The organism is Pseudomonas sp. TMW22080 (assembly GCF_022496745.1).
GTDB lineage: Bacteria > Pseudomonadota > Gammaproteobacteria > Pseudomonadales > Pseudomonadaceae > Aquipseudomonas > Aquipseudomonas bubulae.
The window spans coordinates 588373-605246 of sequence record NZ_SCFF01000001.1 but is presented as its reverse complement, the minus strand read 5'-3'; the positions used below and the strand labels follow the sequence as shown (position 1 = coordinate 605246).

Here is a 16874-nt window from a genome sequence, read left to right as displayed (position 1 = left end):
ATGCAAGTGACTGCACGCGTGCTGGGTGGTTTGTTCGGGCTTGCCGCGGGGGTTGCCCTTGCGCAAGGCGCAGTGCCAGCGGCGCAAGGGGTCAGCGCATCGACATTCACCACTGACCTGATGCAGTTGTATCGCGAGGCCCGTTTGCAGGACCCGCGAATATTGGCCTCCCGTGCGCGGGCGCAAGCAGGGCAGGAGTACCAGCGTGAAGCCATGGGCACCCTGTTGCCGCAGGTATCGCTCAACGCCGGGGTCAACCGGATTCACCAGGAAAACGAGCTGGTGCAGCAGAGTTTCGACAGTGAAGTCTACAGTCTGGTATTGCGTCAGTATCTGTACAACAAGTCCACCTGGGAGAATTACCAGAAGTTCAAAAGCATGGCCAAACAGTCCGATTCCGAAGCTCTGGAGGCTCAGTCCGAGGCCACGGTGGAGCTGGCCCGGCGGTACTTCACGGTATTGGCCGCCGAAGATGAACTCGAACTGATTCAGGCCGAGCTGCGTACCACGCAAAAAAGCCTGGACCGGGTCAACGCGCTGTACGCCAAACAGCTGGCCTTGATTACCGATCAGCTGGACCTCAAGGCCCGTGTCGACGGCCTGGCGGCGCAGGTCCTGGATGCCCGTAACCAGGTCAGCGTCAGTCGCGCAGCGCTGGCCGAAATCGTCGGACGGCCGGTCAAGGAGAAGCTCAGTCGCGTGCGCGACGATGTGCAGTTACGGGTTTCGACGCAGAGCCTGGAAAGCTGGGTGCGCGAAGGGGTTGCGCAAAACCCGGCACTCAAGGCCAATGAAAGCGGGGTAGAGGTGGCTGGCGCGGCCTTGCGTAGCGGCAAGGGCGGGCACTATCCGACTCTGAGCCTGACCCTCAGCGCGCAGCAGTCCAACGAAGGCTATAACAATGCCCTGGTGCCGCGCACCGACAGTTATGTGGCCGGGATCGGCCTGCAGGTACCGATATACAGCGGCGGCTCGACCTCGGCACGGGTGCGCGGGCTGTATCAGGATCAGATCGCGGCCGAGCAACAGCTGGAGTCGGTACAGCGGCGGGTGGTCAAGGAAATCACCAGCGCCTACCTGACGGCCGATACCAGCGCAGAGAAGATCAGTGCCAGTCGCCATGCCCTGGCTTCGGCACAGCTGTCCAGAGCCGCTGCAGAAAAAGCGTTCGGTTACGGGATGGTGAATGCCGTCGATGTGCTGACCAGTGTGCGTAACGAATACCGGGCTCATCGGGATTTGCTTAAGACCCAGTACGACTTCGTCACCAATGTCATTACGCTCAATCGCTGGGCGGGCAAGCCACCTGGTGAAAGTGTTGCAAGCGTGAATCTGTGGCTGAATCCGGGCAGTCCGGCGGCGGACATTGCGGATCCGCGATAACGCCATTTAATTGACCTTGTGCTTATCTGTTAACCTGGTGTTACACCATCTGTCTGTTTTTTTGACACGCATGATGCCTGTCATACATGTCGCGTCCCCCCTGCAGCACGCCTAAGGCCTTGATTTGCGTGGTCTGCTGGCCGCATGCAGGAATAAACACGAGGTGCCTGATTAAAAAACGGATTGCCCGATTGCCGTTCTGGCAGGCGGGGCAGCACGCAGGTCTGTCCTAGACTTACCAGACAGCCCGAGGAAGAACATCAACAGGCGCAAGCTATTGATAAGTACTCCTGATTGTTTTTGCTTCTACTCGAACGGGCAGCGGGTAGAGGTGATTGATGGTTCAAGGGAGTCAGGAAGGTAATGCCCCCCCTCAGAAAACCCATACGTGTGATGCTGATCGACTGTCGCCCGCTTGTTCTCAGAGGTCTTCACGACTTGATCAATGCCAGGAAGCCTCAAATGGAAGTGAGTGGCCAGGCCACCACCTATACCCATGCGCTTGACCTTGCCGATCAGTTACGACCCCATGTCATATTTTTTAGCTTCTTTCCGGACGCGCTGAACCCGCTGGCGGTCATCACCCAACTCACCCGCAGTACCGGGATTAAAGTGCTGGTGCTCAAAGGGCTGTACGAGGTCATACCCGCAACCCAGGCAATGGAAGCGGGTGCTCGTGGCATCGTACTGGCGGAAGACCCGACCGAGTCGATCATCCTTGCCATCATCAAGGTCCACCATCGAGACACCGGGCTCAACAGGGCCTGGACCGGCGGCCTGTGCGACTATGCTGCGAGCGGGCATACGGCCTTGAAACACAATCTGGAACTGGAGAAACAATCGCGTCTGACCTTGCGCGAGAGAGAGCTGATTCGCGCCATCGTGGGTGAGCCCTCGGCCAAGTACATGAGCATCGCCGGAAGCCTGGGCATCAGCGAGCACACCGTGCATAACCATCTGAGCAACATTTACCAGAAGCTTGACCTGATCAACCGTACGGACTTGCTGATGTACGCAATCAAGCACGGGTTGTTTGACAGCAAATAAAGGCCCGACAAAAAAGGCCTGGCTCCTTGTGGGAGCCAGGCCTTTTTACCTGCTGCGACATTTACACAATGTCAGTCGGGGCTATATCCGTCACACCCACCAACTTGATAATGCCGGTGATCCCCGTGCCATCACCGTCGTATGCCAGATAGCCGTCGCCTCCAACGACGCCAAAGTAGTAGTTGGTGGTGCCATTGAGCGCCGTATCGGCGGCGGTAATAAAGGCTGCCACGTTGGCCGCGGGGGCCGCCACTTCCATATAGTTCGCCCCTGTGCCTGCGGTCGGGAAGTTCAGCGTGTCCACCCCGGAAGTGAAGCCGGAGGAGATCACTGTCGTTGCCGCAGTCAGTGAGCTATCGGTATCCAGGCCGCTGAAGTTGAAGGTGTCGGCCCCCACACCACCGGTGAAGGTTTTGTCCCCTTCGATGGTCACATTCAGGGTCTGGGCTGCGGTTGAATCGGCATCCGCATCCGTCACCACGACGTTGAAGGCCAGATGGGCATCCGGGGTGGTCGAGGTGACAAAACCCAGGTCAGTGATCTTGATCACATCGCCATCCCAGGTTCCCGCTTCACCGGCTTCTACAGGGTTGCTTTTACTGCCCTCGCCGGACTCGTTGCTGAAGGTCAATGTGCTGCCGGTACTGACCCCGCTGACGCCCACATTGCCATTGAGGTTGTAGCCGCTACCGCTGACACCCTCGGTGGAATCCAGCACCTGCAGGCCCTGGATCAGGTAGTTCTCGCCGCCGAAGTTGTAGTCGTTGCTCTCGATAATCACCGCACCGTCGTTCTGATCCAGGGTGATCCCGTAGGCTGCGGGGTTGGCAATCGGATGGAAGTTATTGGGTGAAGTCGAGGCGTTTTTTATGATGATGTCTTCGCTGTCGACAATGATCGCCCGGGTGATTTGGCTGTTGTCGTCAGGATCGATAAGCTTGAGCACCATTACCAGGTCCTCGCTGCCGATGCCGTCGAACTTGACGTAGATCCCTTTGCTGGTGGCTGTGGGCGCTGCGGCTGTATCACCGAACGGGCTGGCGGTGAAGAAGTCCAGGTCCATTACCTCGCCTTGCTGGATGGTGTCACCGGCCACGCCGGCGGCGGTCCCGGAAACACTGACCCATGAGGTGGCGGCAGAGAACAGCTCACCGGGGACGAAGGCGCTGTTGCCACCGGCCATGATGTTATTGGCACCGGTGCCTGAACCCTGTTCAGCGAAACCGCTGAACTGCACAAAGAAGTCGTCGGCCAGCTTGGCCACCGACACCGGCGGTTGCTGGTTGATTGGCGTTGTGCCGCCAATGTTGTAGCCGGTGAAGCCTTGTGCTGCGGAGGTTTTCAGGATGCTGAAGCTGTCGATATCGTCCGTCAGGCTCAAGGTGTAGGTATCTGCCACCTTGTCAAAGGTCATGGTACCGGTTGCGTTGGTCAGCGCGCCCAGCGTCGGGTTGTTGGAAACATAGGTGAAGGAGAGGTTAAACACCGCACTGGTGTCTGACTCCGAGGCCCATGTCACCACTTTGTTGCTGATGGCGGTGGTGCCCACCGTGCTGTCTCCCATGCTCACGGACAGGTCGCTGTTTGCAGAGCTGTAGACCGTTCCCAGGCGCTCATCCGCGCCGATGTCATAGGCAAATACGCCAGTGCCGCCTGGAGTCGGGTTGCTGGCGTTGGCATAGACCACATTGGACTTGGCGGTGACCACGGGCGAGTCGTCATCCACGGTAATCAGCAGGCCGTTGGCGGCGGCCGTGATGCTGTCGCCGTCATAGTCCGTGGCATTGATTGCAGTGCCCAGAGCGATGTTCAGATCGTTCTCGTTCAGGCCGGCGGCATGGTCGAGTTGATCGAGCAGCATAAAGGCATAGGCCCCTGTCGCCGCTTGCACGCTGAAGGTGAACACCGAATTGCCGGCCCCGGCAGAAGCGGTCAGCAACCAGGTGTTACTGCCCGCGTCATAGGCAGTGGCATAGGTCACCGTGACCCCGCCGCTTTTCAGGCCCAGTGCCGTCAGGCCATTGGTGGTCAGGGAGTAACTCAGCGGCTCGTCCGCACCGGACTGGAACAGGGCGCTGACATTGCCGCTGGCCAATACGATTTCCCCGGCCACGTCCCCGGTACCGCCCGGGATACCATCACCAGGGCCAGAGTCGGCCGCGCCTTCAAGTACACCGTCTTCGTCCACCGTGCCGGTGAGCAGATTGATCGATGCGAGTGGCGTGTCGTCATCCACCGTGATCACCAGGCCATCGCCCGCTGCCGTCACGCTGTCGCCGTCAAAGTCGGTGGCGTTGAGGGTCGTGCCGAGGGCGATGGTCAGATCATTCTCGTTCAGGCCGGCGGCATGATCGAGTTGATCTACCAGGGTAAAGGCATAAGCGCCGGTTGCAGCGTGCAGGCTGAAGGTGAACACCGTATTGCCTGCTCCGGCTGAGGCCGTGAGCAGCCAGGTGTTGCTGCCTGGGTCAAAGGCGACCGCGTAAGTGACGGCCACGCCGCCGCTCATCAGGCCCAGTGCTGCCATGCCGGTGGTGGTCAGCGAATAGCTCAGGGCTTCGTCTGCACCCGACTGGAACAGGGTACTGACATTGCCGCTGGCCAATACGATTTCCCCGGCCACATCCCCGCTACCACCGGCGATGCCATCGCCGGGGCCGGCGTTAGCCGTGCCTTCCACCACACCGTCTTCGTCCACCGTACCGGTGAGCTGATTGATGGAAGCGATCGGTGAATCGTCGTTCACCGTAATCACCAGGCCATTGGCCGCTGCGGTCACACTGTCGCCATCAAAGTCGGTGGCATTGACGGCAGTGCCGAGGGCAATGCTCAGATCGTTTTCGTTCAGGCCGGCGGCATGATCGAGTTGATCCACCAGGGTAAAGGCATAGGCGCCGGTTGCGGCGTGCAGGTTGAAGGTGAACACCGTATTGCCTGCTCCGGCCGAGGCCGTGAGCTGCCAGGTGTTGCTGCCTGCGTCAAAGGCGACCGCATAGCTGACGGCCACGCCGCCGCTTTGCAGGCCCAGGGCCACCATGCCATTGGTGGTCAGCGAGTAGCTCAGCGCTTCGTCCGCGCCGGACTGGAACAGGGTGCTGACGTTGCCGCTGGCCAATACGGTTTCCCCGGCCACATCCCCGGTACCACCGGCGATACCGTCGCCGGGGCCGGCGTTAGCCGTGCCTTCCACCACACCGTCCTCGTCCACGCTGCCCGTGAGCTGATTGACCGTGGCGACAGGGGTATCATCGTTCACCGTGATCACCAGGCCGTTGGCGGCTGCCGTTACCGTGTCGCCATCAAAGTCGGTAGCGTTGATGGCGGTGCCAAGGGCGATGGTCAGATCGTTCTCGTTCAGGCCGGCGGCATGATCGAGTTGATCCACCAGGGTAAAGGCATAGGCGCCAGTGCTTGTGTGCAGACTGAAAGTGAACACCGTATTGCCTGCTCCGGCTGATGCAGTGAGCAGCCAGGTGCTGCTGATGGCATCAAAGGCGACCGCATAGGTCACGGTAACCCCGGCGCTTTTCAGCCCCAGGGCTGACAGGCCATTGGTGGTCAGCGAATAGCTCAGTGGCTCGTCCGCACCGGAGGCAAACAGGGTACTGACATTGCCGGTGGCAAGCACGATTTCCCCGGCCACATCACCTGTGCCGCCTGCGATACCATCACCTGGGCCAGCGTTAGCCGCACCTTCGAGCACACCGTCTTCGTCCACCGTCCCCGTGAGCGGGTTCAGTGTGGCGATCGGGGTGTCGTCATCCACGGTGATTACCAGTTTCTGCGCCGTAGCGGTGACCGAGTCACCATCCTTGTCGGTGACCTTGAACACCGAACCCAACTGCAGCATCAGTTCGTTTTCGCTGTTGTCGCCACCCACCGTATCCGGGTGGTCGAGTTGATCGAGAAGGGTGAAGGTATAGCTGCCGTCAGAGGTATTGGTCAGCTCCAGCTTGAACACCGCGCGGTCAGTGGCGGCGACGTATTCAGCAGCGGCACCGACATAGCCCCACAGGGTGTTGCCGATCACGTCATATTTAACCGCCTCGCCCTTGGAGGCCAGCGCCACCGCAGTCGCGGCGCTGTCAACTACTTGCACGGCGGAAGTGTCGTTGGACAAGGAGTAGCTTGCCGGCGCATCAGTACCGGATGTGAATACAGTGGCCACAGTGCCTGAGGCCGATGCCGGAACCAGCAGGCCCGCGTCGCCGACACCGCCATCGATGCCGCCAATCAGACTGTCTTCATCCACCAGTGCCGTTACCGGCAGCCCCGCGGCGGCAGGGCCGTCGTCTTCAAAGTTAAACAGGCTGCCGACTTCCTGAGGCACGGCCACCACATTGGGCAGATGGAAACCGCCGATATCGAACGTGGAGTTGCCGGTGCCGCTGTTTTCAATTACCACGCGATTGTGGGTGCCATCAACGGTGTATTGCAGGGAGAAGTTGGCTTCGAAGCCGACAATCGTTGCGGTGCGGTCAAGGCCGCCATTGCTGGTGTTGAAGGTCACACTGATGCTGCCGAGCGTGGTGTTGGTCGTGACCCCGGTCAGACCGGCGATGGCAACACCATTGGCACCGATCACCGTGATACTGGCGATATAGCCAAGATTGTCTGCCCCGTTTACCGCATGCCCATTACCGTCAAGCAGGCCGTCATAGTAAGCCGATCCGACCTCCAGGCCGGTGGTAAAGGCGCTGATAGTGGCCGCACAGGTTTTCGGGGGGGTGGCCTGGGCGATGACAATGGTTGCGCCGCTTGCCGCGAAGAGCCCGCCAAACAGGATGTTGCTTTCGTTGGTCGCCTCACCATGGGTCAGGTCTGGCACGGTGTAACGCGCGTCCGGGTTGCTCACAAAACTGAAGATCATGCCTTCGCCAGCCTTGATCCCCTGGCTGTTGGTGCCGATGGTGGTAGGGCCGGCACCCTGGCTGGTATTGACGGTGTCAGCCTGATTGGCAGGTACCTGATCCGGGTCCATGCCGGTAACGATCAGGCCGGTGGTACTGCCACCTGCCTTGAACATCAGAAAGCCGTTCTGCCCGGAGGGCAAACCGGCGAAATCAAAAGCCAGATCCTGGCTGGCGGTTACCCAGAGGTGGTTGCTCATGTCGACCACATCATCGGGGTTGGCGGTGTCCGGGTGCAGCAGCGGTTCTTGCTGCACCATCCAGACCTTGGCCCCGGTTGCTGTCTGTTCAAGATAGGCGGCGAAAATAAGAGTACCGCCCGGATCTGCCAGGTCGTCCTCGGGTGCGGGTGTCGCCCCTTCAGTGCCAGCACGGCCCAGCACGATATTGTTGGTCGTGTCCGTATAAAGAAAGATTCTGGTGCCATCGAGGGTATACAGGCCGCTCCAGTCCGAGCCGCTGTTGGCGTTGGTCGGGTCGCCCAGCGCCTTGCCCTGGGCATCGGTAAAGGCCAGGTCCGCGTAGGTACCGGTGATGGTGATCAGGTCGGCACCGCTGTTGCCGGCGGCGCCGGTATAGCCACTCAGCGCCGCATTCTTGACCGGTGTGGCGCCCAGCAGAGTGAACAGACGGGACTCGAATGCGAAGGGCAGGTCGCCGGTATCATCGGTACCATTGATGGCCGCGACGGTGATGTCGTTATCGTTGATATCTTCGATATCGGTGGAGGTGGCGGCGTTCTGCAAACCGCTCGTTTCATCGACCGTGATACTGCTGTTCAAGATGATAGCCATGACGCTCTCCTGGCTGATTCCGGTCACAGAGCTGACCGCTGGGGATTTATTGCGACAGATCTCAACTATGGGTTTGTGCGTCAGGTTGCGCATCGGCCGATACTCCCAGGCGGTCTGGGAGTATCGGCCTATCAGGGTGGGGAAGCAGGAGAGCTGAGGCAGGAGCTTTTTCACCTGCCTACGGTTAGCATTGCGCCTTATAAATACACAAGAAACGGATCGAATCTTGACCGAACGACGTCAATTCAGCACCGGCATGAAGGGCAAGAACCTTCGTTACCTCAAAGACAGTGCCGTAGAGCCAGGGCCCATGGTGCGTACCGGTTTTGTGTTGCTTGAGCATTTTTCGCTGCCGGCCTTCACCCAGGCGCTGGACACCATCATTACCGCCAACCTGCTGCGTGCCGGTTTGTTTTCTTCGCGCACCTATGGCTTGAGCGACGGTGAGGTGGTCAGCGATCTGGGTTTGGTGATCCGTCCCGATGCCTGTATTGATCCGGCGATGATCCATGAACTGGACCTGCTGGTGATCTGTGGGGGGTACCGGACCGAGTTGAAGCTCAATGATGAGTTGAGCAGCCTGCTCAGGGCGGCTGCGCGTGCGGGTATCACGCTGGGCGGGTTATGGAACGGCGCCTGGTTTCTCGCCAGTGCCGGGGTGCTGGACGGTTATCGTTGCGCAATCCACCCAGAGCATCGCCCGGCACTGACCGAAGTGGCCAAGGCAGCGCAGGTCACCAGCGAACCCTATGTTATCGATCGTGACCGGATGACCGCCTCCAGTCCTGCCGGAGCCTTCCAGATGGCTCTGGGCTGGATCAAGAGCCTGCATGACAAGGCACTGGTGGAAGGCATCGAGGATATTCTGGCATTTGAGGAATCACGCTACCGACGGATCAAGCCGGCGGAAAATATCTGCGTCAGTGCGCCTTTGCGCGAAGTGGTCAAGCTGATGGACGCCAACCTCGAGGACCCTCTGGAGCTTGAACAGCTTGCGGTTTATGTCGGCCGGTCCCGACGTCAGCTCGAGCGCCTGTTCAAGGAGCAACTGGGTACCACGCCGCAGCGCTATTACCTAGAACTGCGCATCACTGAAGCGCGACGGTTGCTGCAGCACACCGAGCTGTCTCAAGTCGATGTTTTGGTGGCATGCGGGTTTGTCTCGCCCAGTCATTTCAGCAAGTGCTACAGCGCCTATTTCGGCTATCGGCCGTCCAAGGAAGTGCGCCTGGTCAAATAACTCAGCCCGGCACAGTGCCGATCCTTGACTATGCTGTGGGCACTTACTGCGCAGGCAGATGCTCTGGTTAGAGGGGTTGGGATGATTTCAGAATGGGAAATGATTGGCCGTTTGCTGCTGGCAGCGGTGCTCGGCAGCTTGATTGGCTTGCAGCGCGAGCATCAATTCTGGACAGCAGGTTTGCGGACGCACATGTTGGTGGCGACCGGGGCATGCTTGTTTATGACCGTGTCGGCCTTTGGTTTCCAACAGGCGCTGACCCAGCCGGGCACGCAACTGGATCCTTCGCGGATTGCTGCGCAAATTGTCACCGGCATCGGCTTTCTCGGGGCCGGGTCGATCATGATGCGCGGCGAAGTAATCAAGGGGTTGAACACGGCGGCTAGCCTGTGGGCAGTGGCGGCTATCGGTATGTCCATTGGCGGCGGCATGTATGTGCTGGGCGTAGCTGCGACCGTGTTGATTCTGGCCATTTTGATTGCCATCGGGCCTATCGAGCACCGCTATCGCGATTATATAAAGGTCCATGTGATCAAGCTGGTGGCCCCTCTTGGGGTGGTGAATCGCCAGAGCCTTGAGGAGTTTCTCGGTGAGGATGCTGCGCGACTCAAGCAGGTGGTGGTTGAGCAGGGGCCGGACATGGGGACCGAGAGCATCACGGTGGAGTTCAAAAGAACCAGCCGGGTTGAGACGGCAGAGCTGTTGAAGCGGATTTTGACCATTCCGGATGTCAGGGAAGAGCAGGCGCCGCATTAATTCAAGGCCTGTTGCCCTGGGTTGTAGCCTGCAAATCAATACCCAGGGAGTGCATCACTTTGATCACGGTTTCAAAGCGGGGCTTGGCACCCGCAGCGAAAGCCTTGTACAAACTGGCACGACCAAGCCCGGTGGCATTGGCTATTTGCCCCATGCCACGAGCTTTTGCAACGTAGCCAACGGCACGGATCAGTTCGTCAGTGTCACCGTCGGCAAGCACTTGAGTCAGGTATTCACTGATGGCCTCATCGCTGTTCAGCAGCTGTGCCATGTCGAAGGGCAGTAGCGTAGTGGTCATGTTAAATCTCCTTTGCCATTTTATGCGCCTGGCGGATATCGCCAGGCTGTGTGGACTTGTCACCCCCAGCCAGCAAAATCACGATCGAGACCTCGCGCAAGGTGAAATACACCCGATAGCCTGCGCCGATATCAATGCGCAGCTCAGATACGCCATTGCCCACGGATTTGAAATCACCCAAGTTGCCGGTTGATACCCGGTCAATTCTTCGGGCGATGGCGATCCGTGCACGCATGTCTCTTAAATTCAGCAGCCAATCAGCAAAAATTATGGTTTGCCGTATCTCGTGATTCATCAATGATTGTCTCCATTTGGAGACGATTTGCAAGCCTTGTTGTATGCCAGCATGATTTGCTCCGATGAGTGGTTGCGGCTTGGGTGGTGGTCTCGAAAAAGACTAGCCACCGGCCTTCATCGCAGCAGGACAAATATGTGAGCGGCCATGACAAACCATGCCCTTGATGCAGGCGACTACGCGGGCTGGGCCATGGCTGGTGTTTGACGCACTGTCACAGCCCTCGCAGTTGGTGGACACCGCCACCGAACAGCCGCTGGCCTTGATGCAACCGGTGGCTGCGGATGGTCGGGTGATTGGGCCCGGGCAAATCCGGGTAAAAAAATCGAGGTGTGAAGTCTTGAGTCCTGCAGCCGCTGCGGCTTCAGAGTTCACACTCGGATCACGCTTGCACCTGTAGATACTCTGTTGCAGGTCAAGCCCTATTGTCGGAGCGAGCCTGCTCGCGAACGACCTTCGCGAGCAGGCTCGCTCCCACAGTTGCAGTGTTTCTGTAGTCGCTGCTGAGGAACGAAGGCCGCGAGTCAGCTGTTACAGAGCCCTTGACCGGTAACAGAGTAGCTACAGGAATTTCGGTTAAAACTGCATCTCGGGCACATGCTCGGGGACGATCAGTTTGCCGGCGGTTTTGCTGACGATTTCTTCAACACTGACACCCGGGGCACGTTCTTTGAGGATGAAGGCGCCGTTGTCGATTTCCAGATAGGCCAGGTCGGTCAGCACGCGCTTGATGCATCCGGCGCCGGTCAGTGGCAGGCTGCAACGCGCCAGCAGTTTGGACTCGCCGTCCTTGGACGCATGGGTCATGGTGACGATGATGTTCTCGGCACCGGCCACCAGGTCCATCGCTCCACCCATGCCCTTGACCAGTTTTCCGGGGATCATCCAGGAGGCGATATTGCCCTGTACATCGACTTCAAATGCGCCGAGCACGGTCAGATCAATATGGCCACCCCGGATCATTGCGAAGGATTCGGCCGAGGAAAAAATCGACGCCCCGGTGCGCGCAGTCACAGTCTGCTTGCCGGCGTTGATCATGTCGGCGTCGGCTTCACCGACGCGGGGGAAGGCACCCATGCCGAGCAGGCCGTTTTCCGATTGCAGCATGACTTCCATGCCTTCGGGGATGTAGTTGGCAACCAGGGTCGGAATACCGATACCCAGGTTGACGTAGAAACCGTCCTGCATTTCACGGGCGACGCGCTGTGCCATTTGTTCTCGGGTAAGAGCCATTTTTGTTCTCCGTGCTCAGGTTCAAAAGCTTGGGGCAGGGGGGCTGAGGATCAGTCGCGCTCAGTGAGCTGTTCGATGCGTTTTTCAAACGTGCCGCAAATGATCCGGTCGACGTAGATGCCGGGAGTGTGGATCTGCGTCGGGTCCAGTTCGTCGGGCTCGACGATTTCTTCGACTTCGACCACGGTGATCCTGCCGGCCGTGGCGGCCAGGGGGTTGAAGTTCTGCGCGGTGTGGCGATAAATCACGTTGCCGAAGTGATCGGCTTTCCAGCCTTTGACAATGGCAAAATCGCCGGTGATGGACTCTTCCATCAAATAGGCGCGCCCTTTGAATTCACGGGTTTCCTTGCCGTCGGCGACCGGGGTGCCGACCCCGGTAGCGGTGAAAAACGCCGGGATACCGGCACCGCCGGCGCGCATTTTTTCCGCGAGAGTGCCCTGGGGGGTCAGCTCCACTTCAATTTCGCCGCTGAGCAACTGTTTTTCGAACAGGGCGTTTTCACCGACGTACGAGGCAATGACCTTGCGGATCTGACGGTCTTGCAGCAGTACGCCAAGGCCGAAACCGTCGACTCCGCAGTTGTTGGATACCACGGTCAGGTCACGGATGCCCTGGCGCTTGATCTCGTTGATCAGGTTCTCCGGGATGCCGCACAGGCCAAAGCCGCCAGAGATCACGGTCATGCCATCCTTGAGCCCGGCCAGGGCTTCTTCATAGGACGCCACACGCTTGTCGAAACCTGCCATATGCACCTCTTTTATTGTTCGCCGGCTGTGCTCAGCCATTGGTCATGAGTGTTACTGCGTATCATTGATTTGATAAGTTGATTTTTGCGTCGGATTAATAGATAAAACAAATCAATAAGCCTGAGGCCTGGCCATGACCGTAAAACAAATCCGTGCCTTTCTTGCGGTGGCCCAAAGCCTGAGTTTTGCCGTGGCCTGCGAACGTCTGCATTTGTCGCAGTCGGCCCTGAGCCTGACCATCAAGGCGCTGGAACAGGGCCTGGGCGGGCGATTGTTCAGTCGCACCACGCGCAATGTCGCCCTGACCCCGGAGGGCGAGTCGCTGTTGCCGCTGGCCCGGCGTTTGATTGCTGACTGGGACAATGTCGAAGACCAAATGCGCCAGCGCTTCACCCTGCAGCGCGGGCGCGTCACCCTGGCCGCCATCCCGTCGTTTTCGGGCAACTTGCTGCCGGCCATTGTGAAAAATTTTCGCGCGCGGCATCCCAAGGTCAACGTCACGGTCAACGATGTGATCAACGAGCAGGTACTGGAGATGGTGCGTGACCGGGAGGTGGAGCTGGGTGTGGCCTTCGAGCCGGCAGGCGCTTCGTCGCTGACGTTCACCCCGCTGTATCTGGACCGTTTTGTCGCCGTGGTGCCCCGTGACTCGGCACTGGCCGGGCTTGACTTGATCGACTGGCAGACCCTGCTGGAACAGCCCTTTATCACTCTGCAACGACCGTCTGCGGTGAGGGTGCTGCTGGAAGAACACTTGCAGGCGCGGCAGATGAAATTGCCGGTTGAATTTGAAAGCCATCAGTTGGCCACGGTGGGCCGCATGGTCGCCAGCGGGCTGGGCGTGAGCGTGGTGCCGGCCCTGTGTGCCGAACAGATGCGTGAGCTGGGAGCCTGCTGCATCACCTTGCATGAGCCGGTGGTGGAGCGGGCCATTGGCGTTTTGACCAAGCCAGGCCATGAGCTTTCGTCGGCAGCCCAGGCGATGTTCGACAGCTTGTTGGAAAGAACCTGGTAATCGCGGTTGTGGGAGCGGGCTTGCTCGCGATGGCATCGACGCGGTTCAACCGCTATACCGCGCCGCCTGCATCGCGAGCAAGCCCGCTCCCACAGATGAACCGCTAGGCCTCGCGTCCGGCTTTGTGCCCGGCGCTGATTGCGCCTTCGATATAGCCGATACTGTGGCAGTCGCCGATGCTGCTGGCGCTCAACCCCGCTCGGGTCAGTTCGTCGAGCAGTCCGGTATCGGGCTGGGCGCCGATGGCAAGTACCACGGAGTCGGCGTCACTCTGCGCCGAAGTGCCATCGGCCAGTTGATAGCGCACGCTGTGGCCGTCGATCGCCGTAACGCTGGCCCCGGTGATCAACTCGCCGCCATGCACACGAATTTCATGCAGCACCCGCCAGCGCCGCACAATGGCCAGCTCCCGGCCCAGGTGAGTACCGCTTTCCAGTACGGTGACCTGACGTCCGCGGGCAATCAAAAATTCCGCCAGCTCCAGGCCTACCAGGCCGCCACCGATAATGGTCACGCGCTTGCCCAGCGGCATCCACACCCGCGACAGTTTTTCCATGGCTTCACGGCTATCAGTCACGCCAGTCAGGCTGCCGGCCTTCATCAGTGCACGCTGGGTGAAGGACAGTTTGCGTTTGGCTATTTCTTCAGCACGGTCACCCGTCATCAAACGGCGCAGTTCGTCGCCACTCCAGACATGGTCCTGATCGGCGCCGGGGATGGCCGGTGCAGCACGTTCGGCACCTACGGCCACCAGCACCTGATCGGCACCCAGGTCGCGCAGCAGGGCAGGGCTGGCCAGGGTGTTGAGGCGGATATCAATCGCCGACTGCTGCACCTGCACCTTGAGATTTTCCAGCAGGCGGGCGTTTTCGGCATAGGCGAGGCCGGCGAAAAACAACGTGCCACCGAGGCGGTCGCTGCGCTCGAGCAGGGTCACGCGATGGCCGCGTAACGCGGCGATGCGTGCGGCTTCCATCCCGGCAGGCCCGGCTCCCACCACCACCAGATGCTTGGGTGTGGCAGTGGGGCCGATGACGTATTCGAACTCATGGCCGGTCATGGGGTTGACCGCGCATTTGACCCGCTCGTTGATAAAAATCTGGCTCACGCACACGTAGCAGTAAATGCACGGGCGGATACTCGCTTCCTGGTCGTTGAGCAATTTGTTGGGCAGGTCCGGATCGGCGAGGAACTTGCGGGCCATGGCAATGAAGTCGCAGTCGCCGCGCTTGAGGGCGGCTTCACCGACCTCCGGCTCGATCCGCCCCACGGCAATCACCGGGACTTGCACGCTACGCTTGAGCGCAGCGGTCCATTCCAGATACCCCCCGGGCTTGTGCACCAGTGGCGCCTCGGTAAACACCACGCCGCTGGTGATGCGCGCAGTGGCCGAAACGCTGACCGCATCTACACCTGCCGCCTCGGCCATGCGTGCCACGGCGATGGCATCTTCAAGATTGATGCCGCCGGGGGTGTGCAGTTCTTCGGCATCCAGGCGCAGCCATACGGCAAATTCATGGCCGACTTTGGCCCGTATTGCAGCGATGATTTGCAGCAGCAGCCGGGCACGGTTCTCCAGCGAGCCGCCGTACTCGTCTTCACGCTGGTTGTAATAGCCGGAGAGGAAACCGGCGATGATGTAGCCGTGGGCCGCATGGATTTCCACACCGTCGAAACCCGCTCGCCTGGCGCGGTCGGCGGCACTGGCAAACCACTCGATCATCTGCGCGATATCGGCGCTGTCCATTACACGGATCGGTGAGCCTTCGGCGCGACGCTTCATGGAGCTGACAAAGTTGGCCAGTTCTTCGGGCGTCAGCGCGGCCATCATGTCGCTTTGCAGCACCGGCGGCACCGAGGGCACCCATAGTTGCCGGCCTTCGGCCATGTCGCGCACTGCCGTCTTGCCGGCGTGCTGCAACTGCATGGCAATTTTTGCGCCGTGCTGGTGGACGCGCTCGGCGAGTCGGCTCAAACCGGGGATAAACTCATCGCTGGAAACGCCGACCTGGAATGGCTCGGCGGTCCCGGCCGGAAACGCCACCGAGCACACCCCCATGATCAATAGCCCGGCGCCGCCACGGGCGCGGGCTTCGTAATAGGCCTGAATGCGCTCGCCACACTGGCCATTGGCCTCGGCGAAGTTGGAGCCCATGGGCGCCATGATGATGCGGTTGCGCAGTTCAAGAGAACCTATGCGACCGGGTGCCAGTAACTGAGGGTATTTTGTCATTGTTATTTCAGCCCGAGCGGGTGTCTGGAAGGGCTACGGCCGCCCGCAGGCAGCCGCAGGTCATGCAGGTATACGGTTAGCCGCGCAGGAACTCCAGGCACGCCTTGTTGAACATGTCGCGGTGTTCGACCTGTACCCAGTGGCCGCACTGATTGAGCATGATAAAACGCGCATTGGGAGCGTGGGTCAGCACTTTAAGCGCGCCGGATGCGGGGTTGAAATTGTCGTCGGTGCCCCAGAACCCGAGGATCGGTGCCTGCAGCTCTTCAAGGCGCTCGGTCATGTTGGGCACCATCATGGTGCTGAACAGATTGCGCGGCTGATGCACGGCCACGGCCACGCGCTCGGCCAACAGGTTGTCGTCCAGTAGCGCGGTGTCGAACAGTTGCAGGCTCATGATCCGGCGCATTTGCTCGATGCCCAGCGGGCCTGCGTTATACAGCTCGACCATGCGCTGGATGCCGATCATCTTGAAGTAGGTTTCGCGCTCTTCAACACCGCCTGGCGCCATGAGAATAAGTTTTTCGACGCGCTCCGGCTCAGCCAGCGCCAGGCCCAGAGCAATCGCACCGCCCAGGGAATTGCCGAGCAAGGTGGCGCGCTTGACCCCCACTGCCTTGAGAAAGCCCGACATGGCGTTGACGAAGAACGCCAGGTCGTAGTTCACATCTTCCGGTTTGTCGGAGCGGCCGAAGCCCGGCAAATCCACCACCAGATTGCGAAAGCCGTTAGCCACAAACTGCGGATAGTTGCCCTTGAAGTTGCTGTAGCCACTGGCGCCCGGGCCACTGCCGTGCAACCACAATACGACCGGGCCGCTGCCCTCGTCGAGAAAGTGCAGGCGCAGGCCGCTGTCCAGTGTCACAAAGTGGCCGATGGGCAGGGGAAGGTCTTGTTCGGTCATCACTCAATCTCCAGTTG

At 59.8% G+C, this 16874-nt stretch carries 12 protein-coding genes; 5 read left to right on the top strand and 7 right to left on the bottom strand.

The features are described 5' to 3' along the window. Together EQV96_RS02550 and EQV96_RS02545 are read left to right on the top strand one after the other, a co-directional pair. Positions 1–1383, top strand: a complete 1383-nt coding sequence (locus tag EQV96_RS02550) for a TolC family outer membrane protein (protein WP_095026496.1) — start codon at positions 1–3, stop codon at positions 1381–1383. A gap of 363 nt (positions 1384–1746) precedes the next feature. Then, positions 1747–2430 carry a response regulator transcription factor gene (locus tag EQV96_RS02545; RefSeq protein ID WP_095000436.1) on the top strand — a complete coding sequence of 228 codons (684 nt, stop codon included), beginning with the start codon at positions 1747–1749 and terminating at the stop codon, positions 2428–2430. Positions 2431–2491: 61 nt separating this feature from the next. On the opposite strand, the gene EQV96_RS02540 is transcribed toward EQV96_RS02545, so the two are convergent. Continuing rightward, positions 2492–8134 (bottom strand): DUF5801 repeats-in-toxin domain-containing protein, encoded by a 5643-nt coding sequence (locus EQV96_RS02540; RefSeq protein ID WP_240881218.1) that lies wholly within the window; start codon positions 8132–8134, stop codon positions 2492–2494. Between the two features lie 226 nt (positions 8135–8360). On the opposite strand from EQV96_RS02540, the gene EQV96_RS02535 reads away from it, so the two are divergent. Then, positions 8361–9374, top strand: coding sequence for a GlxA family transcriptional regulator (locus EQV96_RS02535; protein WP_176464263.1), 1014 nt, complete (start codon positions 8361–8363; stop codon positions 9372–9374). 81 nt (positions 9375–9455) lie between these two features. Beyond that, positions 9456–10130, top strand: a complete 675-nt coding sequence (locus EQV96_RS02530) for an MgtC/SapB family protein (RefSeq protein WP_095000434.1) — start codon at positions 9456–9458, stop codon at positions 10128–10130. A 1-nt stretch (position 10131) separates the two neighbouring features. Here EQV96_RS02530 and EQV96_RS02525 read toward each other — a convergent pair whose 3' ends face one another. The 4 genes from EQV96_RS02525 to EQV96_RS02510 all read right to left on the bottom strand — a co-directional run bounded on the left by EQV96_RS02525 (position 10132) and on the right by EQV96_RS02510 (position 12705). Beyond that, positions 10132–10428 carry an addiction module antidote protein gene (locus EQV96_RS02525; protein ID WP_095000433.1) on the bottom strand — a complete coding sequence of 99 codons (297 nt, stop codon included), beginning with the start codon at positions 10426–10428 and terminating at the stop codon, positions 10132–10134. Between the two features lies 1 nt (position 10429). Beyond that, the gene (locus tag EQV96_RS02520) at positions 10430–10723 is read right to left on the bottom strand and encodes a type II toxin-antitoxin system RelE/ParE family toxin (protein WP_095000432.1); all 294 of its coding nucleotides are present in this window, start codon (positions 10721–10723) and stop codon (positions 10430–10432) included. A gap of 576 nt (positions 10724–11299) precedes the next feature. Next, positions 11300–11956: a CoA transferase subunit B gene (locus EQV96_RS02515; RefSeq protein ID WP_095000431.1), complete on the bottom strand. Its 657-nt coding sequence runs from the start codon at positions 11954–11956 to the stop codon at positions 11300–11302. 50 nt (positions 11957–12006) lie between these two features. Beyond that, complete coding sequence (locus EQV96_RS02510; RefSeq protein ID WP_240881216.1) at positions 12007–12705, bottom strand: CoA transferase subunit A; 699 nt, start codon at positions 12703–12705, stop codon at positions 12007–12009. A 133-nt stretch (positions 12706–12838) separates the two neighbouring features. Between EQV96_RS02510 and EQV96_RS02505 the strand changes: the two genes are divergently transcribed. Further along, positions 12839–13720 (top strand): LysR family transcriptional regulator, encoded by an 882-nt coding sequence (locus EQV96_RS02505; protein WP_095000429.1) that lies wholly within the window; start codon positions 12839–12841, stop codon positions 13718–13720. Positions 13721–13823: 103 nt separating this feature from the next. Here the strand turns inward: EQV96_RS02505 and EQV96_RS02500 are convergent, their stop codons facing one another. Both EQV96_RS02500 and EQV96_RS02495 read right to left on the bottom strand, forming a co-directional pair. After that, a complete protein-coding gene (locus tag EQV96_RS02500) occupies positions 13824–15953 on the bottom strand; it encodes an FAD-dependent oxidoreductase (RefSeq protein WP_095031638.1) in 2130 nt (709 codons plus the stop codon). A gap of 76 nt (positions 15954–16029) precedes the next feature. Beyond that, a complete protein-coding gene (locus EQV96_RS02495) occupies positions 16030–16857 on the bottom strand; it encodes an alpha/beta hydrolase (protein ID WP_095000427.1) in 828 nt (275 codons plus the stop codon). Positions 16858–16874 lie beyond the last annotated feature (17 nt).

Bases quoted from the DNA above. Each gene is read 5' to 3' on its own strand.
- EQV96_RS02520 (WP_095000432.1), bottom strand. From the start codon at position 10,723: ATGAATCACGAGATACGGCAAACCATAATTTTTGCTGATTGGCTGCTG.
- EQV96_RS02550 (WP_095026496.1), top strand. From the start codon at position 1: ATGCAAGTGACTGCACGCGTGCTGGGTGGTTTGTTCGGGCTTGCCGCG.
- EQV96_RS02515 (WP_095000431.1), bottom strand. From the start codon at position 11,956: ATGGCTCTTACCCGAGAACAAATGGCACAGCGCGTCGCCCGTGAAATG.
- EQV96_RS02545 (WP_095000436.1), top strand. From the start codon at position 1,747: ATGCCCCCCCTCAGAAAACCCATACGTGTGATGCTGATCGACTGTCGC.
- EQV96_RS02525 (WP_095000433.1), bottom strand. From the start codon at position 10,428: ATGACCACTACGCTACTGCCCTTCGACATGGCACAGCTGCTGAACAGC.
- EQV96_RS02540 (WP_240881218.1), bottom strand. From the start codon at position 8,134: ATGGCTATCATCTTGAACAGCAGTATCACGGTCGATGAAACGAGCGGT.
- EQV96_RS02500 (WP_095031638.1), bottom strand. From the start codon at position 15,953: ATGACAAAATACCCTCAGTTACTGGCACCCGGTCGCATAGGTTCTCTT.
- EQV96_RS02505 (WP_095000429.1), top strand. From the start codon at position 12,839: ATGACCGTAAAACAAATCCGTGCCTTTCTTGCGGTGGCCCAAAGCCTG.
- EQV96_RS02510 (WP_240881216.1), bottom strand. From the start codon at position 12,705: ATGGCAGGTTTCGACAAGCGTGTGGCGTCCTATGAAGAAGCCCTGGCC.
- EQV96_RS02495 (WP_095000427.1), bottom strand. From the start codon at position 16,857: ATGACCGAACAAGACCTTCCCCTGCCCATCGGCCACTTTGTGACACTG.
- EQV96_RS02530 (WP_095000434.1), top strand. From the start codon at position 9,456: ATGATTTCAGAATGGGAAATGATTGGCCGTTTGCTGCTGGCAGCGGTG.